Origin of the sequence: Streptoalloteichus tenebrarius (assembly GCF_024171885.1) — a bacterium.
GTDB lineage: Bacteria > Actinomycetota > Actinomycetes > Mycobacteriales > Pseudonocardiaceae > Streptoalloteichus > Streptoalloteichus tenebrarius.
On sequence record NZ_JAMTCP010000064.1, the window covers coordinates 1 to 23,979 of the forward strand.

The 23,979-nt window shown below is 73.3% G+C and carries 24 protein-coding genes; 16 read left to right on the forward strand and 8 right to left on the reverse strand.

Annotated elements, in window-relative coordinates; all coding sequences use genetic code 11:
- From LX15_RS30225 to LX15_RS30250, 6 genes are all read left to right on the forward strand, one after another.
- Positions 1-184, forward strand: a 184-nt coding sequence (locus LX15_RS30225) for a phosphoribosyltransferase family protein (protein WP_301305517.1), incomplete at its 5' end; no start/stop codon positions are given.
- A gap of 340 nt (positions 185-524) precedes the next feature.
- Entirely contained in the window at positions 525-911 is a 387-nt protein-coding gene (locus tag LX15_RS30230; protein WP_253674423.1) for a DUF2784 domain-containing protein, read from the forward strand.
- A complete protein-coding gene (locus LX15_RS30235; protein WP_253674425.1) occupies positions 868-1,527 on the forward strand; it encodes a TrmH family RNA methyltransferase in 660 nt (219 codons plus the stop codon). Before LX15_RS30230 ends, LX15_RS30235 begins: the two co-directional genes overlap by 44 nt.
- Positions 1,528-1,591: 64 nt before the next feature.
- A complete protein-coding gene (locus tag LX15_RS30240; RefSeq protein WP_253674427.1) occupies positions 1,592-2,791 on the forward strand; it encodes a glycoside hydrolase family 76 protein in 1,200 nt (399 codons plus the stop codon).
- Between the two features lie 43 nt (positions 2,792-2,834).
- Positions 2,835-3,977, forward strand: a complete 1,143-nt coding sequence (locus LX15_RS30245) for a GTP-binding protein (protein ID WP_253674429.1) — start codon at positions 2,835-2,837, stop codon at positions 3,975-3,977.
- A 231-nt stretch (positions 3,978-4,208) separates the two neighbouring features.
- On the forward strand, positions 4,209-4,688 hold the full coding sequence (locus tag LX15_RS30250; RefSeq protein ID WP_253674431.1) for a hypothetical protein: 480 nt from the start codon (positions 4,209-4,211) through the stop codon (positions 4,686-4,688).
- Between the two features lie 608 nt (positions 4,689-5,296).
- Here LX15_RS30250 and LX15_RS30255 read toward each other — a convergent pair.
- Positions 5,297-6,295: a LacI family DNA-binding transcriptional regulator gene (locus tag LX15_RS30255; RefSeq protein WP_253674434.1), complete on the reverse strand. Its 999-nt coding sequence runs from the start codon at positions 6,293-6,295 to the stop codon at positions 5,297-5,299.
- A 120-nt stretch (positions 6,296-6,415) separates the two neighbouring features.
- On the opposite strand from LX15_RS30255, the gene LX15_RS30260 reads away from it, so the two are divergent.
- The 5 genes from LX15_RS30260 to LX15_RS30280 are packed head-to-tail and all read left to right on the forward strand — an operon-like array spanning position 6,416 to position 10,854.
- On the forward strand, positions 6,416-7,444 hold the full coding sequence (locus tag LX15_RS30260; protein ID WP_372502819.1) for a substrate-binding domain-containing protein: 1,029 nt from the start codon (positions 6,416-6,418) through the stop codon (positions 7,442-7,444).
- Complete coding sequence (locus LX15_RS30265) at positions 7,417-8,430, forward strand: ABC transporter permease (protein ID WP_253674436.1); 1,014 nt, start codon at positions 7,417-7,419, stop codon at positions 8,428-8,430. Before LX15_RS30260 ends, LX15_RS30265 begins: the two co-directional genes overlap by 28 nt.
- Positions 8,427-9,287 (forward strand): ATP-binding cassette domain-containing protein, encoded by an 861-nt coding sequence (locus LX15_RS30270; RefSeq protein WP_253674438.1) that lies wholly within the window; start codon positions 8,427-8,429, stop codon positions 9,285-9,287. Before LX15_RS30265 ends, LX15_RS30270 begins: the two co-directional genes overlap by 4 nt.
- Positions 9,284-10,204, forward strand: a complete 921-nt coding sequence (locus LX15_RS30275) for a PfkB family carbohydrate kinase (RefSeq protein WP_253674440.1) — start codon at positions 9,284-9,286, stop codon at positions 10,202-10,204. The genes LX15_RS30270 and LX15_RS30275 overlap by 4 nt, the downstream gene beginning before the upstream one ends.
- Positions 10,201-10,854, forward strand: a complete 654-nt coding sequence (locus LX15_RS30280) for a nucleoside/nucleotide kinase family protein (RefSeq protein ID WP_253674441.1) — start codon at positions 10,201-10,203, stop codon at positions 10,852-10,854. The genes LX15_RS30275 and LX15_RS30280 overlap by 4 nt, the downstream gene beginning before the upstream one ends.
- Before the next feature lie 861 nt (positions 10,855-11,715).
- On the opposite strand, the gene LX15_RS30285 is transcribed toward LX15_RS30280, so the two are convergent.
- Positions 11,716-12,414 (reverse strand): DedA family protein, encoded by a 699-nt coding sequence (locus tag LX15_RS30285; protein WP_253674442.1) that lies wholly within the window; start codon positions 12,412-12,414, stop codon positions 11,716-11,718.
- An 89-nt stretch (positions 12,415-12,503) separates the two neighbouring features.
- Here LX15_RS30285 and LX15_RS30290 point away from each other — a divergent pair, with 89 nt between their 5' ends.
- The gene (locus LX15_RS30290) at positions 12,504-13,904 is read left to right on the forward strand and encodes an FAD-binding oxidoreductase (RefSeq protein ID WP_253674443.1); all 1,401 of its coding nucleotides are present in this window, start codon (positions 12,504-12,506) and stop codon (positions 13,902-13,904) included.
- 193 nt (positions 13,905-14,097) lie between these two features.
- Here the strand turns inward: LX15_RS30290 and LX15_RS30295 are convergent, their stop codons facing one another.
- From LX15_RS30295 to LX15_RS30320, 6 genes are all read right to left on the reverse strand, one after another.
- A complete protein-coding gene (locus tag LX15_RS30295; RefSeq protein WP_253674444.1) occupies positions 14,098-14,802 on the reverse strand; it encodes a DedA family protein in 705 nt (234 codons plus the stop codon).
- A 95-nt stretch (positions 14,803-14,897) separates the two neighbouring features.
- Positions 14,898-15,104: a hypothetical protein gene (locus LX15_RS30300; RefSeq protein WP_253674454.1), complete on the reverse strand. Its 207-nt coding sequence runs from the start codon at positions 15,102-15,104 to the stop codon at positions 14,898-14,900.
- Positions 15,105-15,446: 342 nt separating this feature from the next.
- Positions 15,447-16,283, reverse strand: coding sequence for a class II fructose-bisphosphate aldolase (locus LX15_RS30305; RefSeq protein WP_253674445.1), 837 nt, complete (start codon positions 16,281-16,283; stop codon positions 15,447-15,449).
- Positions 16,284-16,303: 20 nt separating this feature from the next.
- Positions 16,304-17,452, reverse strand: a complete 1,149-nt coding sequence (gene nagA, locus LX15_RS30310; RefSeq protein WP_253674446.1) for an N-acetylglucosamine-6-phosphate deacetylase — start codon at positions 17,450-17,452, stop codon at positions 16,304-16,306.
- Positions 17,449-18,411, reverse strand: coding sequence for an ROK family protein (locus LX15_RS30315; protein ID WP_372502820.1), 963 nt, complete (start codon positions 18,409-18,411; stop codon positions 17,449-17,451). The genes nagA and LX15_RS30315 overlap by 4 nt, the downstream gene beginning before the upstream one ends.
- A gap of 51 nt (positions 18,412-18,462) precedes the next feature.
- A complete protein-coding gene (locus LX15_RS30320; protein ID WP_253674455.1) occupies positions 18,463-19,350 on the reverse strand; it encodes an SIS domain-containing protein in 888 nt (295 codons plus the stop codon).
- A 143-nt stretch (positions 19,351-19,493) separates the two neighbouring features.
- Here LX15_RS30320 and LX15_RS30325 point away from each other — a divergent pair, with 143 nt between their 5' ends.
- The 4 genes from LX15_RS30325 to LX15_RS30340 all read left to right on the forward strand — a co-directional run bounded on the left by LX15_RS30325 (position 19,494) and on the right by LX15_RS30340 (position 23,684).
- A complete protein-coding gene (locus tag LX15_RS30325; protein WP_253674449.1) occupies positions 19,494-20,279 on the forward strand; it encodes a DeoR/GlpR family DNA-binding transcription regulator in 786 nt (261 codons plus the stop codon).
- Positions 20,280-20,480: 201 nt separating this feature from the next.
- Entirely contained in the window at positions 20,481-21,776 is a 1,296-nt protein-coding gene (locus tag LX15_RS30330) for an ABC transporter substrate-binding protein (protein ID WP_253674450.1), read from the forward strand.
- The gene (locus LX15_RS30335) at positions 21,776-22,804 is read left to right on the forward strand and encodes a carbohydrate ABC transporter permease (RefSeq protein ID WP_253674451.1); all 1,029 of its coding nucleotides are present in this window, start codon (positions 21,776-21,778) and stop codon (positions 22,802-22,804) included. The genes LX15_RS30330 and LX15_RS30335 overlap by 1 nt, the downstream gene beginning before the upstream one ends.
- A 28-nt stretch (positions 22,805-22,832) precedes the next feature.
- Positions 22,833-23,684: a carbohydrate ABC transporter permease gene (locus LX15_RS30340; protein ID WP_253674452.1), complete on the forward strand. Its 852-nt coding sequence runs from the start codon at positions 22,833-22,835 to the stop codon at positions 23,682-23,684.
- The last annotated feature ends 295 nt before the right edge of the window (positions 23,685-23,979 follow it).

Consider the following 23,979-nt stretch of genomic DNA (forward strand, 5'->3'; position numbering starts at 1 on the left):
CGAGGACACCTCGACCACGGGCGGCAGCGTCCTGACCGCCGTGGAGGCGCTGCGCGAGGCCGGGGCGGAGGTCGTCGGCGTGGCGACGATCGTCGACCGCGCGACCGGCGCCCGGGAGGCGATCGAGGCCGAGGGGCTGCCCTACCGGTACCTGCTGTCCCTGGCCGACCTGGGCCTGGCGTGATCCGCGGGGGTGGGGCGGCCGGCCCGCCGCCCCACCCCGTCACGGCCCCACCCCGTCGCCGGCCCGCCGCCCCACCCCGTCACGGCCCCACCCCGTCGCCGGCCCGCCGCCCCACCCCGTCACGGCCCCACCCCGTCGCCGGGCCGTCGCCGTCCTCGCGGGTTGACTCCTTGCCGGGGCAAGGAGTCGCGGATCGCCCTCAGGGATAGCCCGTTCGGGGGTGGCTGGCCGCTCCAAGCGGCGGGCTGTGGCCGTTGGGGCGGACAGTGGGGCTCTGGTCACCCGATCCGCTGATCAGCCGAATCGGGGATGTCGACCTACGCTGGGCATGGGAGGTCCCATGGCCAGCCTGCTCGCCCAAGCCACGATGCTGACGCACTTCGCCTTCCTGGCCTACGTGGTGTTCGGCGGCTTCCTCGCGTGGCGGTGGCCGAGGGCGTTCGCGCCGCACCTCGTCGCGGTGACCTGGGGCGCGCTCATCGTCACGGTCCCCTGGCTGGACTGCCCGCTCACCATGCTGGAGGACCACTTCCGGCGGGCGGCGGGGCAGCCGGGAGTGGGCGCGTTCATCGACACCTACGTCAGCGGCGTGCTCTACCCGACGCGGTACGTGCTGGTCGCCCAGGTGCTCGCGGCCTCGGTCGTCGCCGTGTCCTGGCTGGGCGGTTACCTAAGGTGGCGCGGTGCGCGAGGAACTGGAGCCAGGACCCACCGAATGGGGCGGTGACCGACCCGAGGTCGGCGTCGGACCGTGGCGGGGGCCGTGGCCGACCGACGACCGGTACGACCCCGAGCTGCTGGCCGAGGGCGACCGGCGCAACGTCGTGGACCGCTACCGCTACTGGCGCCGCGAGGCGATCGTGGCCGACCTGGACGCCCGGCGACACGACTTCCACGTGGCCATCGAGAACTTCCAGCACGACCACAACATCGGGACGGTCGTGCGCACGGCCAACGCGTTCCTCGCGCGCGCCGTGCACGTCGTGGGGCGGCGCCGCTGGAACCGGCGCGGCGCCATGGTCACCGACCGCTACCAGCACATCCACCACCACCCCCAGGTGGGCGACCTCCTCGACTACGCCCGAGCCCAGGACCTGGTCGTCGTCGCGGTGGACAACACCCCGGACGCGGTGCGGCTGGAGCGCACCGAGCTGCCCCGCCGGAGCCTGCTGCTGTTCGGCCAGGAGGGGCCGGGCCTCACCGAGGAGGCGCGGGCCGGAGCCGCCCTGGTCGTCTCCATCGCCCAGTTCGGCTCCACCCGGTCCGTCAACGCGGGCGTCGCCGCCGGCGTCGTGATGCACACCTGGGTGCGGCAGCACGCTGACCTGGACACAGCTTGGTGAAGATGTTTCGGCCGATCGCCCGTTCGCGCTGCCTCTGGATCGGTTCACCCCCGACCATGGGGTCATGATCGAGCAGTCGGCGGCAGCGGTGGAGCGGCCCCGGCTGTGGGCGGCCCGGGCCGGCGTGGCCGAACGTGGCGTCTGGACCAGGCACCTGCGCCGGGTGTGGTGGATGCCCGCGACCCTGCTGGGCACCACGCGCTGGCCGGCCACCTCCGGCCAGCGCTGGTTCGTGTGGTGGAACTACTGGTGGCAGGCGCACCTGCTGGACTGCGTGGTCGACGCCCAGCTCCGGCGGCCGACCGTCCAGCGGGTGGCGACGGTCCGCGCCCTGACCAGGGGCGTGCGGCTCCGCAACATCACGAGCTGGACCAACCGGTACTACGACGACATCGCCTGGCTCGGGCTCGCCCTGCACCGGGCCGGCAAGGTCGCCGGCGTCGACCGGCCGAGGGCGCTGGCCGAGATCGCCAGGAGGCTGCGGCGCGGCTGGACCGACGCCGGCGGCGGCGGCATCTGGTGGCGGCGCAGGGACGACTTCAAGAACGTGCCGGCCAACGGGCCCGCCGCGATCCTGTTCGTCCGGCTGGCGGCGGACGGCCCGCCCGTCGGCGACCCCGACGACCTCGCCCGCGCCCGCGCCATCGCGGAGTGGATCGAGGAGCACCTCGTCGACCCCAGGACGGGCCTGGTCTGGGACGGGCTGCGGGTGAACAGGGACGGGACGATCAGGGACGTCGAGAAGACGATCTACACCTACTGTCAGGGCGTGCTGCTGGGGGCCTACGTCGAGCTGGCGGACGCCACCGGCGACCCGACGTGGACCCGCAGGGCGATGCGCACGATCGACGCGGTCGCCCGGCACCTGACCAGCCAGCACGGCGTCCTGCGCGGGCACGGCGGCGGCGACGGCGGCCTGTTCACCGGCATCCTCACCCGCTACCTGGCGCAGGCCGCGCTCCGGTTGTACAGCGCGCCGGAGGCCCGGCACCTCGCGGCGGACCTGGTGCTGTTCTCGGCGGAGGGCGCGTGGCGGAACAGGGCGGGCGGGCCGGGCGGGCCGTTGTTCGGCCCGGACTGGTCGATGCCCGCGTGCCTGCCGGACGAGCCCCGTCCCCACCGGGCCCGGGGTGGCTCGGTCCGGACCGTCGCGCCCGCCGAGCAGGACCTCTCGGTGCAGCTCTCGGGCTGGATGGCGCTGGAGGCGGCGGCGTTGCTGGAGCGCGGCGGCCTCACCGTCCGACGCGCTCCCGGGAGTCTCTGACCGGCGACCCCGGGTGTAAGTGACAACGATTATCATCTCGGGCATGTCTCGTGTGCCCGTCACCGTGCTGTCCGGCTTCCTCGGCAGCGGCAAGACCACCGTGCTCAACCACCTGCTCGCCAACCGGGAGGGCAGGCGGGTCGCGGTGGTCGTCAACGACATGAGCGAGATCAACGTGGACGCCGCCCTGGTCGGCGGGCACCTGGAGCGCGCGCCGGAGCGCCTCGTCGAGCTGACGAACGGCTGCATCTGCTGCACCCTGCGCGCCGACCTGCTGGAGAGCGTCGCCGCGCTCGCGCGGCAGGGTCGGTTCGACGCCGTCGTGGTGGAGTCGACCGGGATCTCCGAGCCGCTCCCGGTGGCGGCCACCTTCGAGTGGGACGTCGAGGACGGCGTCTCCCTCCACGACGTCGCCCGCCTCGACACGATGACCACCGTGGTCGACGTGTCCACGTTCCTCGACCTCGTCCTGGCCGACGCCACGCTCGCCGGGGAAGGCCTGGGCGTCGACGCGGCCGACGAGCGGGGCGTCGCCGCGCTCGTCGTCGACCAGGTGGAGTTCGCCGACCTGGTCGTGCTGAACAAGACCGACCTCGTGGACGCCGACCACCTCGCCCGGGTCGAGGCGGTGGTCGAACAGCTCAACCCGACCGCGCGCCGGGTGCGCACCAGTCACGGCGTCCTCCCCCTGACCGAGCTGCTCGACACGGGGCGCTACGACCGGCACGCGGCGGCGGAAGCGCCGGGCTGGGCGCGGGAGCTCGCCGGGACGCACACACCGGAGACGGAGGAGTACGGCATCCGGAGCGTCGTCTACCGAGCGCGCCGCCCGTTCCACCCGGAGCGGCTCGACCGCGCGCTGCGGAGGGAGTGGCCGGAACTGTTGCGCAGCAAGGGTTTCCTCTGGATCGCCTCCCGACCCGACGTGGCGGGGCTGTGGTCCCAGGCCGGGCCGAACCTCACACTGGAGCCGGCGGCGCTGTGGTCCACATGGGACGGACAACGTGGACAGGAGATCGCCTTCATCGGCCTCGGGCTCGACCCCGACGAGCCCTACCGCCGTCTCGACCCCGCGTTGCTGACCGACGAGGAGCTGGCGCTGGGCCGGGAGGGTTGGCGCGTGCTCCCCGACCCCCTGCCCGCCTGGGACGACGAGCACCTCCGCCTCGGTTCACACGTCCACTGAGGACAGTCGCGGGTGCGCCTCGAACGCCTGCGGTGGTGCTTTCGTCGCCGGATCTCATGCTCCGGGGCTCGGAAACGTCCGCTCGGTATGTGAGCACTTCCGGCGGACAAGGTCTGCGAGTACTGGTTGTTGTTGTCCCACAAGGAAAAACACAAACGATCAGCGACGTCGTGCGCCGGGATGTCACAGCCCGGTGCGGTGCGCGGACCAGTCAGAGTCCGTCGCGCGCACATGAGCGAACTCGCCCGCCGTTCTCCTGTCGCGGTCGCTAATGCCCGCCTTGCCAACGAGCGGCAGCGGGAACGGGTCCGGGAACGGATGCGAGCCGACCGGGGTGTCCCGTACGCGGGCGGGATGACGGAGGTGCTGTTCGAGACGCTCGCGGATGAGAGCCACTGCGTCTGTGCGCCTGGTCGGCGCTGCACGACGAGGACGTCGACCCGGTGTCGGGAGGGGCTGTGCGATCTGGTCGACGCCATGAAGGCCGGCAGCCGACTGATCCTGCCCGACCGCGACGCCCCGGACACGGCCCGGATCGAGACGGTGGTCCTGCTCGGGTTGTCCGCCGCGCACGGCTCCGCGCTGGGCAGGCGGACGGGGCTGACCGGGCTCGGCCACGACCCGGCGGGCCAGGAGCACGACGCCGCGTTCCGCCCCGCCCTGTCCTCCGTGTTCGCCGTTCACCTGGCCGGCGGCAAACCAGCCCCGTAACACCCAACCCGCTGTTCGTCGTTGGGATCACCGCGGTGATCGTGGTGAGCCAGTTCTCCGCACGGGCGGTCCGGCCGCTGACGTACCTGTGGGGTCGCCCTCCCGGTCGTGCGCGGCCGCGTTCCGCCCGGTCCCGCGAGCGCGACCACGGCCGGGACCGTGTTCCTGGTCCTCGGGCTGGTCGTGTCGGTGGTGTTCGGCGTCCTCCGCGGCCGCACGCACCATGCCGATGTGGCGGGACGCGGGCGGACGCGTCTACCGCAGGGGCGGGCGGGTGACACTGCTGCTGCGGTTGGCCACTCTCGCCGCTCGGCTGGGGCTCAGGGCGTTCGCGGCCGTGGCGTTCGGGAAACCGTTTCGCGACAATGCCCTGCGGCTCGGCATCGGCGTCACGTTCGGGGTCCAACAGGCGGTGATGACGTACCGAGGCCGAAGGCTGCCCGCATCCGCGGTCTCCTCACCGTCAACGTCGATCGGAGACCAGCACGGGGAGAACGTGCCTCAGACGCATGAAACCCCATTCGAAACGCGGCCCGGACACCGGTGAGGACAGCCCGGGCGGGTTCGTGAGACGACGAGCGGGCGGACCGATCAGGGACCGGTACCGATCAGGGACCGGTGCAGCCGCACGAACGACGGTGCATGAAACGCGCGGGAAGCCGGACGGTGCGCGGGGGCTGGTCGGGATCGGCGATCCGGGAGAGCAGCATGCGCACCGCGGTGCGCCCGATCTCCGCGATCGGCTGCGCCATCGTCGTGAGCGGAGGATCGACGAGGTCGGCCCACTCCACCTCGTCGTATCCCACCACCGCCAGATCGACGCCGACCTTCACGTCCAGCTCCCTGGCGGCGTGCAGCACGCCGACCATCATGTTGTTGTTCGCGGCCACCACGGCGGTGGGCGGGTCCGGCAGGGTGAGCAGGCGGCGCAACGCCGCCTCGGCGGGCTTCACGGCGGAACCGCCGGAGGCCATCAGCTCCTCGTCCAACTCCAGCCCGGAACGGTGCAGCCCCAACCGGTACCCGTGCACCCGCTCGCTCGTCGTCGTCAGGCCGGCCGCGCCGCTCACCAACCCGATCCGCCGGTGGCCCAGCTCCGTCAGGTGCTCGACCAGCGCGGCCATGGCCCCGACGTTCTCCGGCCCCACCTGGTCCACCAGCCCCGAGCCCGGCAGCCGGTCCACCAGCACCGTGGGCACGCCGAGCTGCCGCAGCTCGGGCAGCACCGTGGTCGCCGCGCCGGGCGAGGGCGTCAGCAGCATCCCGTCCACCCTGCGCGAGCGCAGCGCGCGCACCGCCGCGTGCTCGGCCTCCGGCTGGTCGTGCGTGTCGACCAGGATCAACGTGAACCCGGCGCGGCTGGCCTCGCTCTCGATGGCGTGGATCAGCTCGGCGAAGTACGGGTTGGCCACCAGGGAGATCGCCACGCCCAGCGACCGCGTGCCCCCGGTGACCAGGGAACGGGCGATCGCGTTGCCCGTGTAGCCCGTCGCGGCGACCGCGTCGAGCACCCGCCGCCTCGTCTCGTCCGCCACCGCCCTGGTCCCGTTCACGACGTGCGAGACCGTCGTGATCGAGACTCCCGCGAGGTGGGCGACATCGCGCATGGTGACCACGGGTGCAAACGTTTGCGCAAACGCTTGGCACTCGTCAACCGGGCCGGCTAGCTTCCCCGCCACCTGTTGGCCGCTCGCCCCTCGGGGGCGCAGGGATCAGGGAGGCAGGCAATGGGACGACGAGGTCCCCTCGGCCGGTCCGGACGCGGTGTCGCCGTGCTGCTCGCCGGCGCGCTCGCGATGGCGGGCACGGCCTGCACGAGCCAGCGGACCGGGCGCACCGGCGGCGCCGGCCCCGACGGCCGGGTCAGGATCGGCCTGGTGACCAAGACCGACAGCAACCCGTTCTTCGTCGCGTTGCGGGAGGCGGCGAAGGCGCGGGCGGCCCAGGACGGGGCCGAGCTCGTCGCGCTGGCCGGCAAGTTCGACGGCGACAACGACGGCCAGGTGGCCGCGCTGGAGAACCTCGTGCAGCAGGGCGTGAACGCCATCCTCGTCACGCCGAGCAACTCGACCGGGATCCTCGGCGCGATCCGGCACGCCAGGGACAGGGGGATCCTCGTGGTCGCGCTGGACACCGAGACCCAACCCAAGGACGCCGTCGACGCCACCTTCGCCACCGACAACGTCGAGGCGGGCCGCGCGCAGGGCCGGTACGTCCGGGCCGCCCTGGCCGGGCGCGAGCCCCGGCTGCTCATGCTCGACGGCACACCCGGCGGCACCGTGGACGAGCAGCGCCACCGCGGCTTCCTCGACGGCGTCGGCCTGGCCGAGGAGGACCCGCGGGTGCTGGCCAAGGAGCCCACCAACGGCGACCAGAACAAGGCCCAGCAGGCGATGGAGAACCTGCTCCAGCGCGCCGGCGACGTGAACGCCGTCTACACGCTCAACGAACCCGCGGCCAGGGGCGCGCACGCCGCCCTCCAGGCCCGCGGTCTCGCCGCGCAGGCCGTGATCGGCTCGATCGACGGCGGCTGCCAGGGCGTGCGCGACGTCAAGGAGGGCAAGTACGCCGTCACCGTCATGCAGTTCCCGAAGAAGATGGCCGAGGAGGGCGTGCGGGCGGCGGTCGAGTTCGCCAGGACCGGCAGGAAGCCCAGCGGGTTCGTCAACACCGGCTCGACGGTGGTCACCGACCGTCCGGTCCCCGGTGTCGACAGCGAGGACACCGCATGGGGCCTGCGGAACTGCTGGGGGTGACGACGATGTCCCTGACCGCGCCCAGGAGGGCCGCTCTCAGCGAGTTCGTGCTGCGCACCCCGGCGGTCGGCCCGGCGGTTGCGCTCGTGTTCGCGGTGGTGCTCTTCTCGTTGACCACCGACACGTTCCTCGACGTCGACAACCTCTCCCTCGTCGTCCAGCAGTCCCTGGTGGTCGGGACGTTGGCGCTCGGCCAGACCCTGGTGATCCTCACCGGCGGCATCGACCTCGCCAACGCCGCCGCCTGCGTGCTGGCCACCCTGCTGATGGCCAAGCTCGCCGTCGGCGGGACCGCCTCCCCGGTCACCCTCCTCGCCGGGGTCGCGGTCGCGGTGGCGGTCGGCCTGACCACCGGAGGCGTCGTCACGGCGTTCCGGCTGCCGCCGTTCATCGTCACGTTGGGCGTGCTGACGATCCTGACCGCCGCCAGCCGGATCTACGCGGGCGGCCAGAGCTACCCGGTCACCGACGGGCTGCTCGGGTGGCTCGGCACCCGCCAGTACCTGTTCGGCCAGATCGAGGTCACCTTCGGCATGGGCGTGGCGCTCGCCCTCTACCTGGTGCTCTGGTACTCGCTCACGCGCACCGCCTGGGGCAGGCACGTCTACGCCGTCGGCAACGACCCGGAGGCCGCCCGCCTGTCCGGCATCCACGTGCGGCGCACCCTGCTGTCGGTCTACGTGGTCGCCGGGCTGGTCTACGGTGTGGCCGCGTGGCAGGCGTTGGGCCGGGTGCCCAACGCCGACCCGAACGCGTTCCAGACGGGGAACCTGGACTCGATCACGGCGGTCGTGCTGGGCGGGACCAGCCTGTTCGGCGGTCGGGGGAGCGTGCTGGGCACCCTGGTGGGGGCGCTGATCGTCGCCGTGCTGCGTTCCGGGCTCACCCAGGCCGGGATCGACAACCTCTACCAGGACGTCGCGACCGGCGTGCTGGTGATCGTGGCGGTCGCCGTGGACCGGCTCTCGCGGAGGAGGCAACGATGACGGGCGTCGACGGGCGGGACGCGCCCCTGGAGCCGGTGCTGTCGGCGCGGGCGCTGGTCAAGCGGTTCGGCAGGGTGACGGCGATCGACGGGTCCGACTTCGACCTGATGCCGGGCGAGGTCCTCGCCGTGGTCGGCGACAACGGCGCCGGCAAGTCGAGCCTGATCAAGGCCCTGTCCGGGGCGCTCGTCCCCGACGAGGGGGAGATCAGGGTGGACGGCCGGCCGGTCCGGTTCCACGGCCCGCTGGACGCGCGCCGCCACGGCATCGAGACCGTGTACCAGGACCTCGCCCTCGCGCCCGCGCAGGACGTGGCCAGCAACCTGTTCCTCGGCAGGGAGCGCCGGCGGCCCGGCGTGCTCGGCCGGGTCTTCCGGCTGCTGGACACGCGCGGCATGCGCGCGGAGGCCGAGCGGGTGCTCGGCGAGCTGGGCATCGGCGTGCGGAGCATGAGCCAGCCGGTCGAGACCCTCTCCGGCGGGCAGCGCCAGGGGGTCGCGGTGGCCAGGGCCGCGGCGTTCGGCACCCGAGTGGTGATCATGGACGAGCCGACCGCCGCGCTCGGCGTCGCCGAGTCGGCCAAGGTGCTGGACCTCATCGGCCGGATCAGGGACCGCGGCCTGCCGGTCGTGCTGATCAGCCACAACATGCCGCACGTCTTCGAGATCGCCGACCGGATCCACGTCCACCGCCTCGGCCGCAGGGTCGCCCTCGTCTCCCCGGCGGAGCGCACCATGAACGAGGTGGTCGGGCTCATCACCGGGGCGCTGCGGGTCGGCGCGGACGGTGAGCTGGAGGAGGTGCGCGACGCCGTGCGCACAGGGTTGACGAGAACCGGTGGAGGGACCGCCGAGTGAGGGACGTCCTGTTGGTCGGTCTCTGCACCGTCGACTTGGTGCAGTGGGTCACCACTCTCCCCGCACCGGGTGAAAAGGTGCAGTCCGCAGGGATGAATGTGGCGGCGGGTGGGCCGGCGGCGAACGCCGCGGTCGCGGTGGCCGCGGCGGGCGGGCGGCCCACCCTCGTCACCGGCCTCGGCCGGCACCCGCTCGCCGCCCTCGCCCGCGCCGACCTGGAGGAGTGCGGCGTCCGCGTGATCGACCTCGACCCCACGCGGGCCGAACCGCCCGCGCTGAGCGCGGTGGCCGTGCGCGAGTCCGACGGGGAGCGCACGGTGGTGTCCCGCAACGCCTCGGCGCTGGCGGTCCCCGCGGCAGCGGACCTCCTCGACGACCTGGTGGCCGGCGCCGGCGCCGTGCTGGTCGACGGCCACCACCCCCGACCGACCCTCGCCGCGGCCAGCGCCGCGCGCGTGCGCCGCGTCCCCGTGGTGCTGGACGCCGGGAGCTGGAAGCGGGGGCTCGGCGAACTGCTGCCGCTGGTCGACGTCTGCGCCTGTTCGGCGTCCTTCGCCGTGCCCGGCGCGCCGGACACGGTCGCGGCGCTGCACGAACTCGGCATCCCGGTGGTGACCAGGACCGACGGACCCCGGCCCGTGCGGTGGAGCTGCGCGCCGAGCGGAGGACGGCCGGGGGAGCGGACCACCACCGGCGAGGAGCCGGTCACGCCGGTGCCGGCCAGGGACACCCTCGGGGCGGGCGACGTGTGGCACGGCGTGTTCACGCTCGGGGTGGCCTGTCTCGGCAGGGTGCCGGGACCGGCCGAGCTGCCCGCCCTGATCAGGGCGGCCAACGACGTCGCCGGGCTGAGGGTGAGCCATGTCGGGCCGAGGTCCTGGGTGGCGCCGGTGCGGGATCGGGAGGAGACGAGGTGACCGCGGCCGCGGTGGACGTCACGTTCGAGGAACTGGTCGCGCGGGCGGCGGCACTGGCCGGAACCGGCCGGCGCCGACTGCTGGGCATCACCGGGTCGCCCGGCGCCGGCAAGTCGACGCTGGCCGAGCGGCTGGTCGCCGCCCTCGGCGACCGGGCGGTGCTCGTGGGCATGGACGGGTTCCACCTCGCCCAGCGCGAGCTGGACCGACTGGGCAGGGCCGACCGGAAGGGCGCCCCGGACACCTTCGACGGCCACGGGTACGTGGACCTGCTCGGCCGGCTGCGCCGCAACGGGCCGGACGCGCCCGACGCGGTGACGGTCTACGCGCCGGAGTTCCGCCGCGAGATCGAGGAGCCGGTGGCCTGCGCGGTCCCGGTCCCGCCCGACATCCCGTTGGTCGTGACCGAGGGCAACTACCTGTTGCTGGACGACGAGCCCTGGCGGCGGGTCCGCGCGGTGTTGGACGAGGTGTGGTTCCTCGCGCCCGACGAGGAGGACCGGGTGGCCCGGCTGGTCGCCCGCCACCTCCGGTACGGCCGCGCCCCCGCCGAGGCGCGCGCCCGCGCGCTGGGCTCCGACCAGGCCAACGCGGAGCGGATCGCCCCCACCGCCGGATCGGCCGACCTGGTCGTCCACGCCGTCCGCTGACCAATGCTCACGGCCCTGGCGGCATCCCCCGGCAGTGACCGGCCCCGGTTGGCCCTGGTCGGCCCTCGGTGGCCCTGGTTGGCCCCGCCCGCCAGGTTGACCGGCACTGACCACGATCGACGCTCGTTGACCGGCACTGCCCGCCGCCGACCCGCCCGAACCCGGCACACTCCCCCAGGTACAGCCCCCACCCGCCCTGGGGGGCGAGCCCCGCTCCAGCCTAGCGCCGCACGCCCCTGAACAGAGGCCCACACCGCTCCGCTGTGGACAACTGCCGCGCCTGTGGATAACCCCGTCACCCAAGGCGGCGACAGGGTTGACACCGCGCGGAAGACATGAACGACACACTCGCCACCGGAGGCCGGGGAACAAGATCACCAGAGAATGACCCCCCACCCGCCCTGGGGGGCGAGCCCCGCTCCAGCCTATCGGGCATGACCCCGCCGCCGCAGAGAAGAAGCGAAGGCTGGGGATAACCCAAGGCCCTGTGGATAACTGGGCTCCCGGATGAGGGAATGTCTCACCTGGAAGTGGGTTGCATGGGCCGAACCCCTTGCCTGAAGAGCCGAGAGCGCCCCAGAAGCAGGGCGTTCGTGTGCGGCAGAAGCCGCGAGGAGCGCCGGCGGCCAGAACCTCCAAGAGACCCCCAGGAGAGAACCCTCAAGAAGACCCCAGGAGAGAACCCGAGGAGGGACCTCAGGTCAGGCCCCTCGGAACCTGGAGGATCGAACCTGGATGACCTCGAAAACCTGAGGCCCCGAAGCACCGAGGTCCCGAAGCGCTGAGGTCCCGAAGCGCTGAGGACCGCGAAAACTTGAGACCCCGGAGCCCTGAGAGCTGAAGAACCTCGACGAGTGGGCCTCAGGAGGATGAGGAGTCGTCGCCGCGAGGGGACGCGGACACCCGCTCGCCGTCCTCCACCGGGCGGTGGATCTCCTGGCGGTACCGCCACAGCCCGTAGACCGTCCCCCCGATCACGAAGGTCAGGAACCCGACCACCGCCGCCGTCCGCAGCCACGGGTTCCGGTCGAGCAACCCGGCCCCGTAGTACCCCACCAGCATGAGCGTCGGCGCCCACACCACCGCGCCGGTCGCGCTCGCGACCAGGTACTTCCGCCGGTCCATCTGCGCGGCGCCGGCCAGGATGGGCGCCAGCGTGCGCACCCACGGCAGCCAGCGCGCCGCCACGATGGCCCAGAACCCCCAGCGGTCGAAGAACCGTTTCGCCCGGTCCAGGTTCTCCCGGTTCAGGACCCTGCCCCCGCGCCGGGCCAGCAGCCGCAGGCCGGTGCGCGCGCCGATCTCGTACCCCACCTGGTTGCCGGCCACGGCCACCAGCGTCACGGTCAGTGACAGCAGCCAGATGCCCGCCTCGTGGTCGTGCTGCGCCAGCACCACGCCGGCGGTCAGCAGGAGGGAGTCGCCGGGCAGGAACAGCCCGACGATGAACGCGCACTCCGCGAACACGAAGCCCAGCACCACGAGCCAGACGACGACCGGGCCCGCCGCCTCCAGCGGCGTCGCCGCCAGGTTCGCCGCGGCCGCGAGGTCGGTCTGCACCTTTCCGAGGGTAGGTGCTGACGGCGCGGGCGTCGGCTGGTTCGAAAGGAGGTGTGGCCCAATCGTGCCAGCGGGCTACCTTGGGTCAGGTGAGCACCACTCTGAGCGATCACCTGGTGGCGGAACTCCGCGCGGCGCTGGGGCCGGAGGGGGTGCTCGACGATCCCGACGTCCTCGCGTCGTACCGCAGGGACATGATGCCGCTCGCCCCGGCGGGCGTCCCCCGCGCGGTGGCCCTGCCCGCCGACGCCGACCAGGTGCGGGCCGTGGTCCGCGCCTGCGCGGCGGCCGGGGCCCCGATCGTCCCGCGCGGCGCGGGCAGCGGGCTGTCCGGCGCGGCGAACGCCGTGGACGGCTGTGTGGTGCTGGCGACGACCAGGATGAACCGCATCCTGGAGATCGACCCGGACAACCGCCTCGCCGTCGTGGAGCCGGGGGTGGTGAACCTCGACCTGCGGCACGCGGTCGAGAAGCACGGGCTGTTCTACCCGCCCGACCCGTCCAGCTACGACTGGTGCACGATCGGCGGCAACCTCTCCACGAACGCCGGTGGCCTGTGCTGCGTCAAGTACGGGGTCACCACCGACTCGGTGCTCGGGCTCGACGTGGTGTTGGCCGACGGGTCCCTGCTGCGCACCGGGCGGCGGACCGTGAAGGGGGTCGCCGGCTACGACCTCACCCGGCTGTTCGTCGGGGCCGAGGGGACCCTCGGTGTGATCACCAGCGCGACCCTCGCGCTGCGCCCCCTGCCCCAGGCGCCGGCCACCCTGGTCGCCGCGTTCGGCTCCACGGCGGCCGCCGCGTCGGCCGTCACCCGGATCGTGCGCGCGGGCCTGATCCCGTCGCTGATGGAGATCATGGACCGGGCGTCCATCCTGGCGGTCGAGCGGAACCTGAAGACCGAGTTGGGCGCGGGCGGCGGCAGCGCGGCCCTGCTGCTGTGCCAGTCCGACAGCGGCGGCGAGGCCGCGCGGCGGGAGATCGCCGCGATCGAGCGGATCTGCGCGGACGCCGGGAGCGAGCTGGTCCACTGGACGGCTGACCTGGCCGAGGGACGGATGCTCATGGCGGCCCGGCGCGCTGTGCTGCCGTCGCTGGAGGTCTACGGCTCCTGGCTGACCGATGACGTCTGCGTGCCGCGCACCAGGATCGCCGACCTGATCAACGGCTGTGAGGCCGTCGGGGAGCGGCACGGCCTGCTCGTCGCCGTCGTCGGCCACGCGGGCGACGGCAACATGCACCCGACGATCGTGTACGACCCCGAGTCCGAGGAGCAGTTCGCGCGGGCGAGGCGGGCGTTCGACGAGATCCTGGAGCTGGGCCTGTCCCTGGGCGGCACGATCACCGGCGAGCACGGCGTCGGCAAGATCAAGCGGGAGTGGCTGGAGCGGGAGATCGGCCCGGTCGGGCTCGGCGTGCACCGCGCGATCAAGGCGGCGCTCGACCCGGGGAACCTGTTCAACCCGGGGTCGATGTTCGCCGCGGAATGAGCCGAGGGCCGGTCGCGGGCGTTGGCGCGCGACCAGGCCCGACCAGGCCCGACCAGGTCCGACCAGGCGCCGCCGGGGGCGGCCGTGAGCCGGCTGTGGTCCGTCCGGCAGTGCGAGGGACGCCCGTGGGACGGCCCGGAAACGACGGAAGCCGGTGCGCCAGGCACCGGCTTCCGCGTTCGGCGCGGCCCCCTCAGTGCAGGGGCTGCCGGGGAATCTCCTGCGTGACGTCCAGCGCGAGCTTCTTCTCGCGGCGGCTCCGCACGAACTCGATGATGATCGGAATGATCGAGACGAACACGATGCCGATGAAGATGGCCTCGATGTTCTCCTTGACGAACGTGATGTTGCCGAGGAAGTACCCGAGCAACGTCACGCCGGCGGCCCAGGCGACACCCCCGATGAACGAGTAGGTGAAGTAGCGCTTCGGGTCCATCCGGCCCACGCCCGCCATCGCGGTGATGAACGTGCGCACGATCGGCACGAAACGGGCGAGCACGATCGCGCGGGCGCCGTGCCGCTCGAAGAACTCGTGCGTCTTGTCGACATGTTCCTTCTTCAGGAACCGCGACCTCGGTTTGAACAACGCCGGGCCGATCTTCCAGCCGATTCCGTAGCCGGTGACGTTGCCGAGCATCGCCGAGATCGTGAGCAGCAGGCACACCAGCCAGATCGGGGTGTCGATCCAGCCGCGGGCCACGAACATCCCGGCGACGAACAGCAGCGAGTCACCGGGCAGGAAGAAGGCCAGGATCCCGCACTCGGCGAAGACGATCAGGCACAGCCCGACCAGGGCGAAGGCGCCCATCGAGGTGATCAGGTATTCCGGGTCGAGCCATTTCGGGCCCAGGGCGAGCGGGGCGGCCGTGCTCGCGACGGCGGGCAAAACGGACGTCACGAGAACCCACGGTACCGGCCCGTCGGGCTCACCCGTCGGGCGGACCGGGTTTCCTGATCACGGGTGGCCGGCGGGGACCGCCTCACCCGTGCGGGTCACAACACGGAGATCAGTCCGGCGACCGTCCCCACGGCGAGGCCGAGCAACACGGCGAACAACAGCAGCCAGCGCGCCGGCAGCCCCGCTGGCGCCGGCGGCTCCTCCTCGCTCGGAGCGGGCTGGTTGGCCGGCGCCGCTCCGCCGCCGGTCACGGCCTGCGCCCGCAACGCCTCCGCGAGCAGCCGCTCCGCGTTGTCGGCCATGCTCACCCCCCTAACCGTAATGGTCTCCCGACCACCCCGGTCCAGGTATCGGCGACACGACCCGAGCCGTATCAACGACGGCCCGGCGTCCCACCGCCGGCGGGTGAGGCACACGATCGGGCAGCGACGCCCGACCTGGCGCGGCTGGCGGCCCGACGAGGGGCCGGCCACACCGGATGACCAGGCCGGACGCGCGTGCCCCCGCCCAGGAGGCCCCTTCGGCGCTTCCCCGGACGGCCTCCCCGGACGGCCTCTCCGGACGGCCTCCTCGGGCGGGCTTCCCGGAGGACCTCCTCGGAGGACCTTCAGGGGACCTTCTGGGGACCTTCTGGGACGGCCTTCTCAGGCGGCCTTGAGGACGCCCAGCAGCCGGGCCACCTCGGCCGCGACGGCCTCCCGGCCCGGCGCCAGGTACTTCCGGGTGTCCACCGTGTTCGGGTGCGCGTCGAGGTAGGCCCGCACCGCCTGGGTGAACGCCCGGTTCAGGTGCGTGGCAATGTTGATCTTGGTCATCCCCGCGGACACCGCGCGGCCGAGGTCCTCGTCGGACACGCCGGACGAGCCGTGCAGCACGAGGGGGACGGGAACGGCCGCGCGCAGCCGCCCGATCAGCTCGAAGTCGAGCGACGCGTCCCTGGTGAGCATCGCGTGCGACGTGCCGACCGCCACCGCCAGCGTGTCCACGCCCGTGGCCTCCACGAAGGCGGCGGCCTCCCCGGGGTCGGTGCGCGCGCCGGGCGCGTGGACCCCGTCCTTGCCGCCCACCTCGCCGAGTTCGGCCTCCACGTGGACGCCGTGCCGGTGGCAGTGCTCCACGACCTCCGCGGTGGCGCGGACGTTGTCCGCGTAGTCCATCCGCGACGCGTCGAACATGACACTGGTCAGGCCGAGTTCCACGGCCTCGCGCACCAGCGCGACGTCCTCCGCGTGGTCGAGGTGCACCGCCACCGGCACCGACGCGCGCCGCGCCACGGCGAGCGTGGCGAGCGCGAGCGGCTCCAACGCGCCGTGGTAGCGGACGCAGTTCTGGCTGATCTGGAGGACCACCGGCGCGCCCGCCCGTTCGGCGCCCTCGACCAACGCCTCGGCGTGTTCGAGCTGGATGACGTTGAACGCCCCCACGCCCCGCCCGTCGCGGGCGGCGGCGTCGACGATGGCGCTGGTCGGGGTGAGCGGCACGGTGGTCTACCTCCGGATCGTCATGGTCGGGGCACCGGGGCGCCCCGGTGCAGGACCTGGGTCGGGCGCAGGTCGGCGTCGAGCACGACCAGGTCGGCGGCCAGCCCCGCGCGGACCGCGCCGGTGCGCTCGGCGAGGCCGAGCAGCGCGGCCGGCCGGGTCGCGCTGGCCCACGCCGCGTCCACGACGCTGAGCCCGCAGGACCGGACGAGGTTGCGGAACGCGGCGTCCATGGTGAGCGTGCTGCCGGCCAGCGAGCCGTCGGCCAGTCGCGGCTCGCCGCCGCGGACCGTGACCTCCAGGTCGCCCAGCCGGTAGCTGCCGTCGCCGGCTCCGGTCGCCGAGATCGCGTCGGTGACCAGCACCGTGCGGCCGGCGCCGGCGTGCCGCGCGGCCAGCCGGACCACGGTGGGCGCCAGGTGCACGAGGTCGCAGATCAGCTCCACGGTGACGCGCTCGTCGTCGAGCAGCGCGCCGATCGGGCCGGGCTCGCGGTGGTGCAGCGGGCGCATCCCGTTGAACAGGTGCGTCGCCACGGTCGCGCCCGCGTCGACCGCCGGCCGCACCTGGGCCTCGGTGGCGTCGGTGTGGCCGACGGCGGCGATGACGCCGTGGTCGACGAGCTGGCGCACCGCCTCGACCGCGTTGTCCAGCTCGGGCGCGAGCGTGCACATCCGCACGGCGCCGCGGCCGGCGTCCAGCAGGGTGCGCACGTCGTCGCGGGCCGGGGGCCGGAGCAGGGCGGGGTCGTGCGCGCCGCAGCGCGCGGCGGCCAGGAACGGCCCCTCCAGGTGCACGCCGGCCACGACGCCGTCCTCGGCCAGCTCGGCCAGCACCGCGACCTGCCGGGCCAGTTCGGGAATGGGTTCGGTGACCAGGCTGGCCAGCATGGTCGTGGTGCCGTGCGCGCGGTGCGCGGCCACGGCGGCGATCACCTGCTCGGGGTCGGCCGAGCCGAAGGAGGCGCCCCCGCCGCCGTGGCAGTGGATGTCCACGAAGCCGGGGACCACCCACTGCCCGGCCAGGTCCACGACCTCCCCCCGGGTGTGCTCCTCGGGCGCCGGGCCCGACCCGACGGCGGCGATCCGCTCGCCGTCGACGGCCACCCAGCCGTCGTCGAGCACCCCCTCCGGGGTGACGACCCTTCCGTCCCGCAGCAGCATGGTCATCGCGCCTCCAGCAGGTCGACGGCGAGCAGGGCGGCGCCGAGACACCCCGCCGCGTCACCCAGTTCGGCCAGCCGCAGCTCCGGCCGGCGTTGGAAGGAGATCAGGTCGGCGAGCCGCCGCCCCAGTGGTTCGGTGAGCAGGTCACCCGCGAGGGCCAACCCGCCACCGAGCACGACCACCTCGGGGCCCAGCAGGGTCGAGGTCAGCAGCAGCGCCCTGGCCAGCGCGTCCACCGCCTCGTCCCAGACCACCACCGCGTCCGGGTCTCCCACCCGGACCGCCTCGGCCACGTCGACGGCGCCCCGGACCTCGCGGCCGGTGCGGGCCGCGTAGCGGCGGGCGACCGCGGCCGACGAGGCCACCCGCTCCACGCACCCGCGTTGACCGCAGCCGCACGGTTCGCCGTGGCCGATGTCGGTGTGTCCGATCTCGCCGGCGTATCCCCCTCCGCTCTGCACGCGACCACCCATGATCAGCGCCGCCGCGATGCCGGTGCCGATCGGGAGGAAGACCGCGTCGGAGCTGCCCCTGGCCGCGCCGAGGGTCAGCTCCGCGAGGCCCCCGGCCCGCACGTCGTGGCCGAAGGCGACGGGCAGCCCGGCGCGCTCGGCGAGGAGGCGGCGGAACGGGACGTCCCGCCAGCCGAGGTTGGCCGACAGCACCCCCACCCCGCGCTCCTCGTCGACCACCCCCGGCACGACCACGCCCAGCGCCTCCACCGGCCGCTCGGCGAGTCCGCCCAGCTCGGCGGCCAGGTCGAGGACGGAGTCGACGACCGCGGCCGCGGTGGCGTCGCCGTCGTCGGCACGGGGGGTGGGACGGCGGCGTTCGGCGACCACGGTCGCCTCGCCGGGGCGGCCGGTGACCAACGCGGCCTTGGTCTCGGTGCCGCCGACGTCGACGGCGACCACGGAGCGGAGGGATGACACGCCTGCGATCCTGCGCCATCCGCCCGTCATTGGTCTACACCACCCGCCGTTTCGGTTTCCGCCGCGCTCACACCTGCGCGCTCACACCTGGTCGAGGACGACCGAGCGCGTCAGGTGCCGGGGGTTGTCCGGGTCGAGGCCGCGCCGGTGGGCGATCGCGACCGCCAGCCGCTGCGCCACCACCAGGTCGGCCATGGGGTCGGCGGACGTCGCCCGCAGGTGTCCCCCGGTCGCGGCCACCTCGGCGGGCAGGCCGGTCGGCGGCTCGCCGAACATCCACGCGACCCGGTTCGGCCCGGTGACGCTGATGGGGCCGTGTCGGTACTCCATCGCCGGGTAGGCCTCGGTCCACGCGCCGGCGGCCTCCCGCATCTTCAGCGCCGCCTCCTGCGCCAGTCCGCAGGTCCAGCCCCGGCCCAGGAACGTGAACTGCTCGGCCGCCACGAGCCCGTCCAGCGGCTCGGTCAGCGCGCGTTCGGCGTCGGCCGCCGCCCGCTCCACGGACTCGCCCAGGCTGGCCCGCAGCAGGGCGAGGGTCGAGGTGGCGAACCGGGTCTGCACCACCGAGCGCTCGTCGGCGAAGTCGAGCAGGACGACCTCGTCGGCCAGCTCCATGACCGGCGAGGTCCCGTCGCCGGTGAGCGCCACCGTGCGCGGCCCGCCGCGCAGGGCCCGCAGCAGCTCCAGCACCTCGGTCGTCGTGCCCGACCGGGTGATGGCCACCACCCGGTCGTAGGAGCGCTGGCGGGGGAACTCGGACGCGGCGAAGGCGTCCGTCTCACCCTGCCCCGCGGCCTCCCGCAGCGCGGCGTAGCACTGCGCGACGAACCACGAGGTCCCGCAGCCGACGACGGCCACGCGCTCGCCGGTGCGGGGCGTCGCCGCGGCGGACCGCCCGGCCAGCTCGGCGGCCCGTCGCCAGCAGTCCGGCTGGGTGGCGATCTCGGCGCTGACGAACGGCTGCCCCACGTGTGCTTCGGTCACCCCGCGGCCTCCCTGTGCGAGAACTGCGCGCTTGTGCAAGTAACTGCGCGCAACATGCCGTAATAGTGCACGATCAAGCACTCGCCCGTCGAGAGGCCATGCGCGATCATGGGCGTGGAGGTGACGGTGTGAACCGGTACGAGCGACTGAACGCGCTGCTGGAGATCCTCGCGGAGCGTGGTCGGATCGAGGTCGACGAGATCGCCGCGGAGCTGGACGTCTCCGCCGCGACGATCCGCCGCGACCTGGACCACCTGGCGGACCAGCAGTTGCTGACGCGCACCCGCGGGGGCGCGGTCGCGCACGCGGTGTCCTACGACCTGCCGCTGCGGTACAAGTCCGTCCGGCACGCCGACGAGAAGCAACGCATCGGCAGGGCCGCCGCGGCCCTGGCCTCGCGGGGCTCGGTGGTCGGCCTCAACGGCGGCACCACCGCCACCGAGGTGGCCAGGGCGATGGCCACGCGCGCCGACCTGCACCACGCCGAGAGCGAGACGGCGCTCACGGTGGTGACCAACGCGTTGAACATCGCCAACGAGCTGGCGGTCCGCCCCCAGGTGAAGCTGGTGGTGACCGGGGGCGTGGCCCGCCCGCAGTCGTACGAGCTGATCGGCCCCCTCGGCACCAGGATCCTGGAGGAGCTGACGCTGGACATCACGTTCCTCGGCGTGGACGCGGTCGACCCGGTGGCGGGCGCCAGCGCCCACCACGAGGGGGAGGCCAGCATCAACCGGCTGCTCGCCGCCAGGGCCCGCAAGGTCGTCGTGGTCGCCGACTCCTCCAAGCTCGGGGCCAGGGCCTTCGCCAGGATCTGCGGGGTGGAGGGGATCCACGTGCTCGTCACCGACCGGGACGCCACCGACGAGGACGTCCGGCGGTTCGAGGAGCGCGGCGTCGAGGTCCTGCGCGTCTGACCGCCACGCCGGCCACCGGCCCACCTCCCCCTCCCTGTTGGATGCTGTCCGGATCTGTCCTGTCCTGCGTCCTGTCGAGCGATTCGCTCGCCTACTCGCACAGGAAGTGCTGTCGCTTCTGTTGACTGCTGATCGGAAGCTCGCCAGCATGAGCGAAATCACGCACGGGACGGCGCGGTTTCGCTCACACGGGGAGTGGCCATGGTCCGGTACGGCAGACGCGGCACCGCCCTCCTGTCCGTCCTCCTGTCCGGCGCCCTCGCGCTCTCCCCGACCTCCTGCGGCTCCGACGCGGACGCCGGCGACGGGCGGTCCCTGACCTACTGGTCGATGTGGAAGGAGAACGAGCCGCAGGCGCGCGTCCTGCGCGAGGCGGCCCTGTCCTTCGAACGCGAGCACGGCGTGCGCGTCGTCATCCAGTGGCAGGGCAGGGACGTGATGAAGAAGGTCGCCCCGGCGCTGCGCGGCGGCGTGCTGCCCGACCTGGTCGACCAGGACCAGAGCCTGGTGCGCGCCACGCTGGTCGCCACCGGCACCTACCGCGACCTGTCCGGCCTGTACGGAGCCGACGTGGACGGACGACGGGTCTCCGACGTCGTGTCGCCCCGGTACGGCGACCTCGTGCGCGAGGACGGCAAGCCGTACCTGGTGCCCTACGAGGTGATCGGCTACGGGTTGTGGTTCGACGGCGCCGCCCTGCCGGAGGTCGCGGAGCGCCCGCCCAACACCTGGGACGAGTTCATCGCCCTGCTGGCCCGGCGCAGGGCGACGGGCGCGGCCCCGCTGGCGCTCGACGGCGACATCAGCCAGTACAACGCCCTCTGGACGATCGGCGCATTGCAGGGAGCACTGGGCAGGGACCGGGTCAACGAGCTGGCCAGGGACCCGGCCGGCGTCGCGTGGCGACGGCCGGAGGTCCGCGCCGTCCTCGACGCCGTGGCCGGACTGGTCAGGGACGGCTTCTTCGCTCCGGGGCACAACGGGTCCCGGTGGCCCGCCGTGCAGGAGCGCTGGTCGCGGGGCGAGGCCGACTTCCTGCTGATGGGGAGCTGGGCACCCGCCGAGACCGGCCCGAAGGCCCGCCCCGGGTTCCGCTACCGCTTCGCCGCGTTGCCCAGCGCGGGCGCGCAGCGGTACGTGCCGGTCGAGGCGATCGGCTTCGCGATCCCCCGGCGGGCGAGGAACCCGGAGGCGGCCGAGCGGTTCGTCGCCCACTTCCTGCGCGACGAGCACCTGGGGCGGATCTCCTCCGTCGCCCGCAACCTGACGCCCAATCCCGCGCTGCCCGTTCCCGACGAGCTCGCCGACCTCGCCGAGGCCACCAGGACCCTGCCGGTGGCGCGCGTGCAGGACGGCCTGGCGCAGGACTTCCCCGGCTACGTCGAGGAGGTCTTCTGGCCGGCCAACGACCAGTTGCTGAGGGGCGTGACCGACGTGGACGGCTTCCTGGAGCGGCTGGCCGCGCGGCAGGCCAACTACTGGAAGAAGAACCGCTGATGGCCGGGCGCTCCACCCCGGCGGCGACCGGGCAGGTCCGGGAGGCGGTGACGGGCGCGCCGGGGCCGGCCGGCACCCGACCCGCGCGCTCGCGGCGGAGGACCGCGCCCTCGGCCCTCACCCCGCTCGCGGCCCTCACCCCGCTCGGCCGGCGTCGACGACGACTGTTCTGGCCGTTCCTGATGCCCGCCCTGGCGCTGTACGCGGTGTTCCTCGTCGGCCCGTCCCTGGCCTCGCTGTGGATCAGCTTCCACCGGTGGAACGGGATCAGCGACCCGGAGCCGAGGGGGCTGGACAACTACCGGGTCCTGCTCGGCGACACGACCTTCCTCGGCGCGTTCGCGAACACCCTGGTCATCCTGGTCGGCGTCGGCGCGGCCACGTTCACGCTGAGCTTCGCGCTGACCATGGTGCTGCGGGACATGCGCGGGCGGCGGTTCGCGCGCGCGGTGCTGTTCTTCCCGCACATCGTCGCGCCGGTGGTGCTGTCGGTGGTCTGGGGCTTCCTGTTCCGCTCGCCGGAGGGGCTGGTCAACGCCGCGTGGCGGGCGGTCTCCGGCGCCGACGGGCCCAACTGGCTGGGCGAGCACCTGTTCCTGGTGATCGTGGTGGGCCTGGTCTGGGTCAACACCGGCTTCTACACCACCATCATCATGGCCGGCGTCGACCGCATCCCGCCCGACCTCTACGAGGACTGCGCGCTCGCCGGAGCGACCGGCTGGCAACGGTTCGCGCACGTGACGCTGCCGCTGTCGTGGGACGTCGTGTCCACGGCGGCGGTGCTCTGGACGATCTCCTCGCTCAAGATCTTCGAGTTCGTCTACGCCTTCGGCGGCACCACGAACGACATGCCGACCCCGGACGTCTGGAACAGCGCGCTGTTCGTCTACGGCGTCACCTACGGCGGCCGTTCGCCGCAGTACCAGTACGGGTACGCGTCGGCCTCCGCCGTCGTCACGCTGGCCACCGTCACCGTTCTCGTCGTCCTGCTGCGCCGACTGACGCGGCGCGAGTCCGTCCAGTTCTAGGAACAGCTCACGGAAGGGGGCGCGGCGAGTGGTCGCGAGGTCGATGCGCGCCGAGCACGGCCCGTTGCGTCGGGTCGGCACCACGTGCGTGTGGTCACTGGTGGCGTTCAACCTCGGGGTGCTCGCCTGGATGCTGCTCACGGCGCTGCGCGAGCACACCGCCATCTTCCGGTCGCCGTGGGGCCTGGACACCGCCGGCCAGTTCGGGAACTTCCTGAAGGCGTGGAACGACAGCGACTTCGGCCGGGCGGCGCTGAACACGGTGTTGGTGGTGGTCGGCGCGTCCGTGACGGTCGTGGCGGTCTCCGCGCCCGCCGCCTACGCGCTGGCGAGGACCCGGACCAGGGCCTCCGGCGCGCTGTCCACGCTCTTCGCGGTCGGCGTCGGCGTTCCCGTGCAGGTGATCGTCGTCCCGCTGTTCGTGATGATGCAGGACGCGGGGCTCGTCAACAGCCTGACCGGCCTGTTCGTGCTCTACGTCGCGCTGTCCGCGCCGTTCACGGTGTTCCTGCTGACGGGCTTCTTCGGCTCGCTGCCGGAGGAGGTCGAGGAGGCCGCGGCGATCGACGGGGCCGGCGTGGTCGGGACCTTCGTGCGGATCGCGCTCCCGCTCGCGCGCGGCGGCCTGCTCACCGCGCTCCTGCTCAACCTGGTCGGGCTGTGGAACGAGACCCTCCTGGCCCTGGTCCTCGTCCAGGACGGCGAGAAGCAGACGCTTCCCCTGGCGTTGCTGGGCTTCCTCCAGACCCAGCAGTACTCGGGCGCGGACTACGGCGTGCTCTTCGCCGGGGTGGCCATCCTCGTCCTGCCGGTGCTGGCCCTCTACCTCTGGCTGGGACGTCGCATCATCGAGGGCATGACGGTCGGCGCGGTCAAGTGACCGAGTCCCGACGGGAGCCTCGCCCGCTCCTCACTGTCCACTTCGGATGAGCACGGGCGACGCCCCCGCCCGAAACGCTCCCGACCACGCCTGATCCGCACTCCACGAGGCGCCCCGTCAGGCCACGACCACCGCACCCCGCACGGACCATCCCCACCACGGACAGCCCCCACCCGCCCTGGGGGGCGAGCCCCGCTCCAGCCTATCCGTCCAACACGGAGCGTCCAAGAGCATCACGCTCCGCTGTGGATAACTTCGGGGGATGTGGATAACTCGGCCAGGACTGTCACACCGA

Excerpts from the sequence above, each read along its gene's own strand:
- LX15_RS30230 (WP_253674423.1), top strand. The coding sequence starts at position 525 with ATGGCCAGCCTGCTCGCCCAAGCCACGATGCTGACGCACTTCGCCTTC.
- LX15_RS30240 (WP_253674427.1), top strand. The coding sequence starts at position 1,592 with ATGATCGAGCAGTCGGCGGCAGCGGTGGAGCGGCCCCGGCTGTGGGCG.
- LX15_RS30245 (WP_253674429.1), top strand. The coding sequence starts at position 2,835 with ATGTCTCGTGTGCCCGTCACCGTGCTGTCCGGCTTCCTCGGCAGCGGC.
- LX15_RS30250 (WP_253674431.1), top strand. The coding sequence starts at position 4,209 with ATGAGCGAACTCGCCCGCCGTTCTCCTGTCGCGGTCGCTAATGCCCGC.
- LX15_RS30255 (WP_253674434.1), bottom strand. The coding sequence starts at position 6,295 with ATGCGCGATGTCGCCCACCTCGCGGGAGTCTCGATCACGACGGTCTCG.
- LX15_RS30260 (WP_372502819.1), top strand. The coding sequence starts at position 6,416 with ATGGGACGACGAGGTCCCCTCGGCCGGTCCGGACGCGGTGTCGCCGTG.
- LX15_RS30265 (WP_253674436.1), top strand. The coding sequence starts at position 7,417 with ATGGGGCCTGCGGAACTGCTGGGGGTGACGACGATGTCCCTGACCGCG.
- LX15_RS30270 (WP_253674438.1), top strand. The coding sequence starts at position 8,427 with ATGACGGGCGTCGACGGGCGGGACGCGCCCCTGGAGCCGGTGCTGTCG.
- LX15_RS30300 (WP_253674454.1), bottom strand. The coding sequence starts at position 15,104 with ATGGCCGACAACGCGGAGCGGCTGCTCGCGGAGGCGTTGCGGGCGCAG.
- nagA (WP_253674446.1), bottom strand. The coding sequence starts at position 17,452 with ATGACCATGCTGCTGCGGGACGGAAGGGTCGTCACCCCGGAGGGGGTG.
- LX15_RS30315 (WP_372502820.1), bottom strand. The coding sequence starts at position 18,411 with ATGACGGGCGGATGGCGCAGGATCGCAGGCGTGTCATCCCTCCGCTCC.
- LX15_RS30330 (WP_253674450.1), top strand. The coding sequence starts at position 20,481 with ATGGTCCGGTACGGCAGACGCGGCACCGCCCTCCTGTCCGTCCTCCTG.
- LX15_RS30335 (WP_253674451.1), top strand. The coding sequence starts at position 21,776 with ATGGCCGGGCGCTCCACCCCGGCGGCGACCGGGCAGGTCCGGGAGGCG.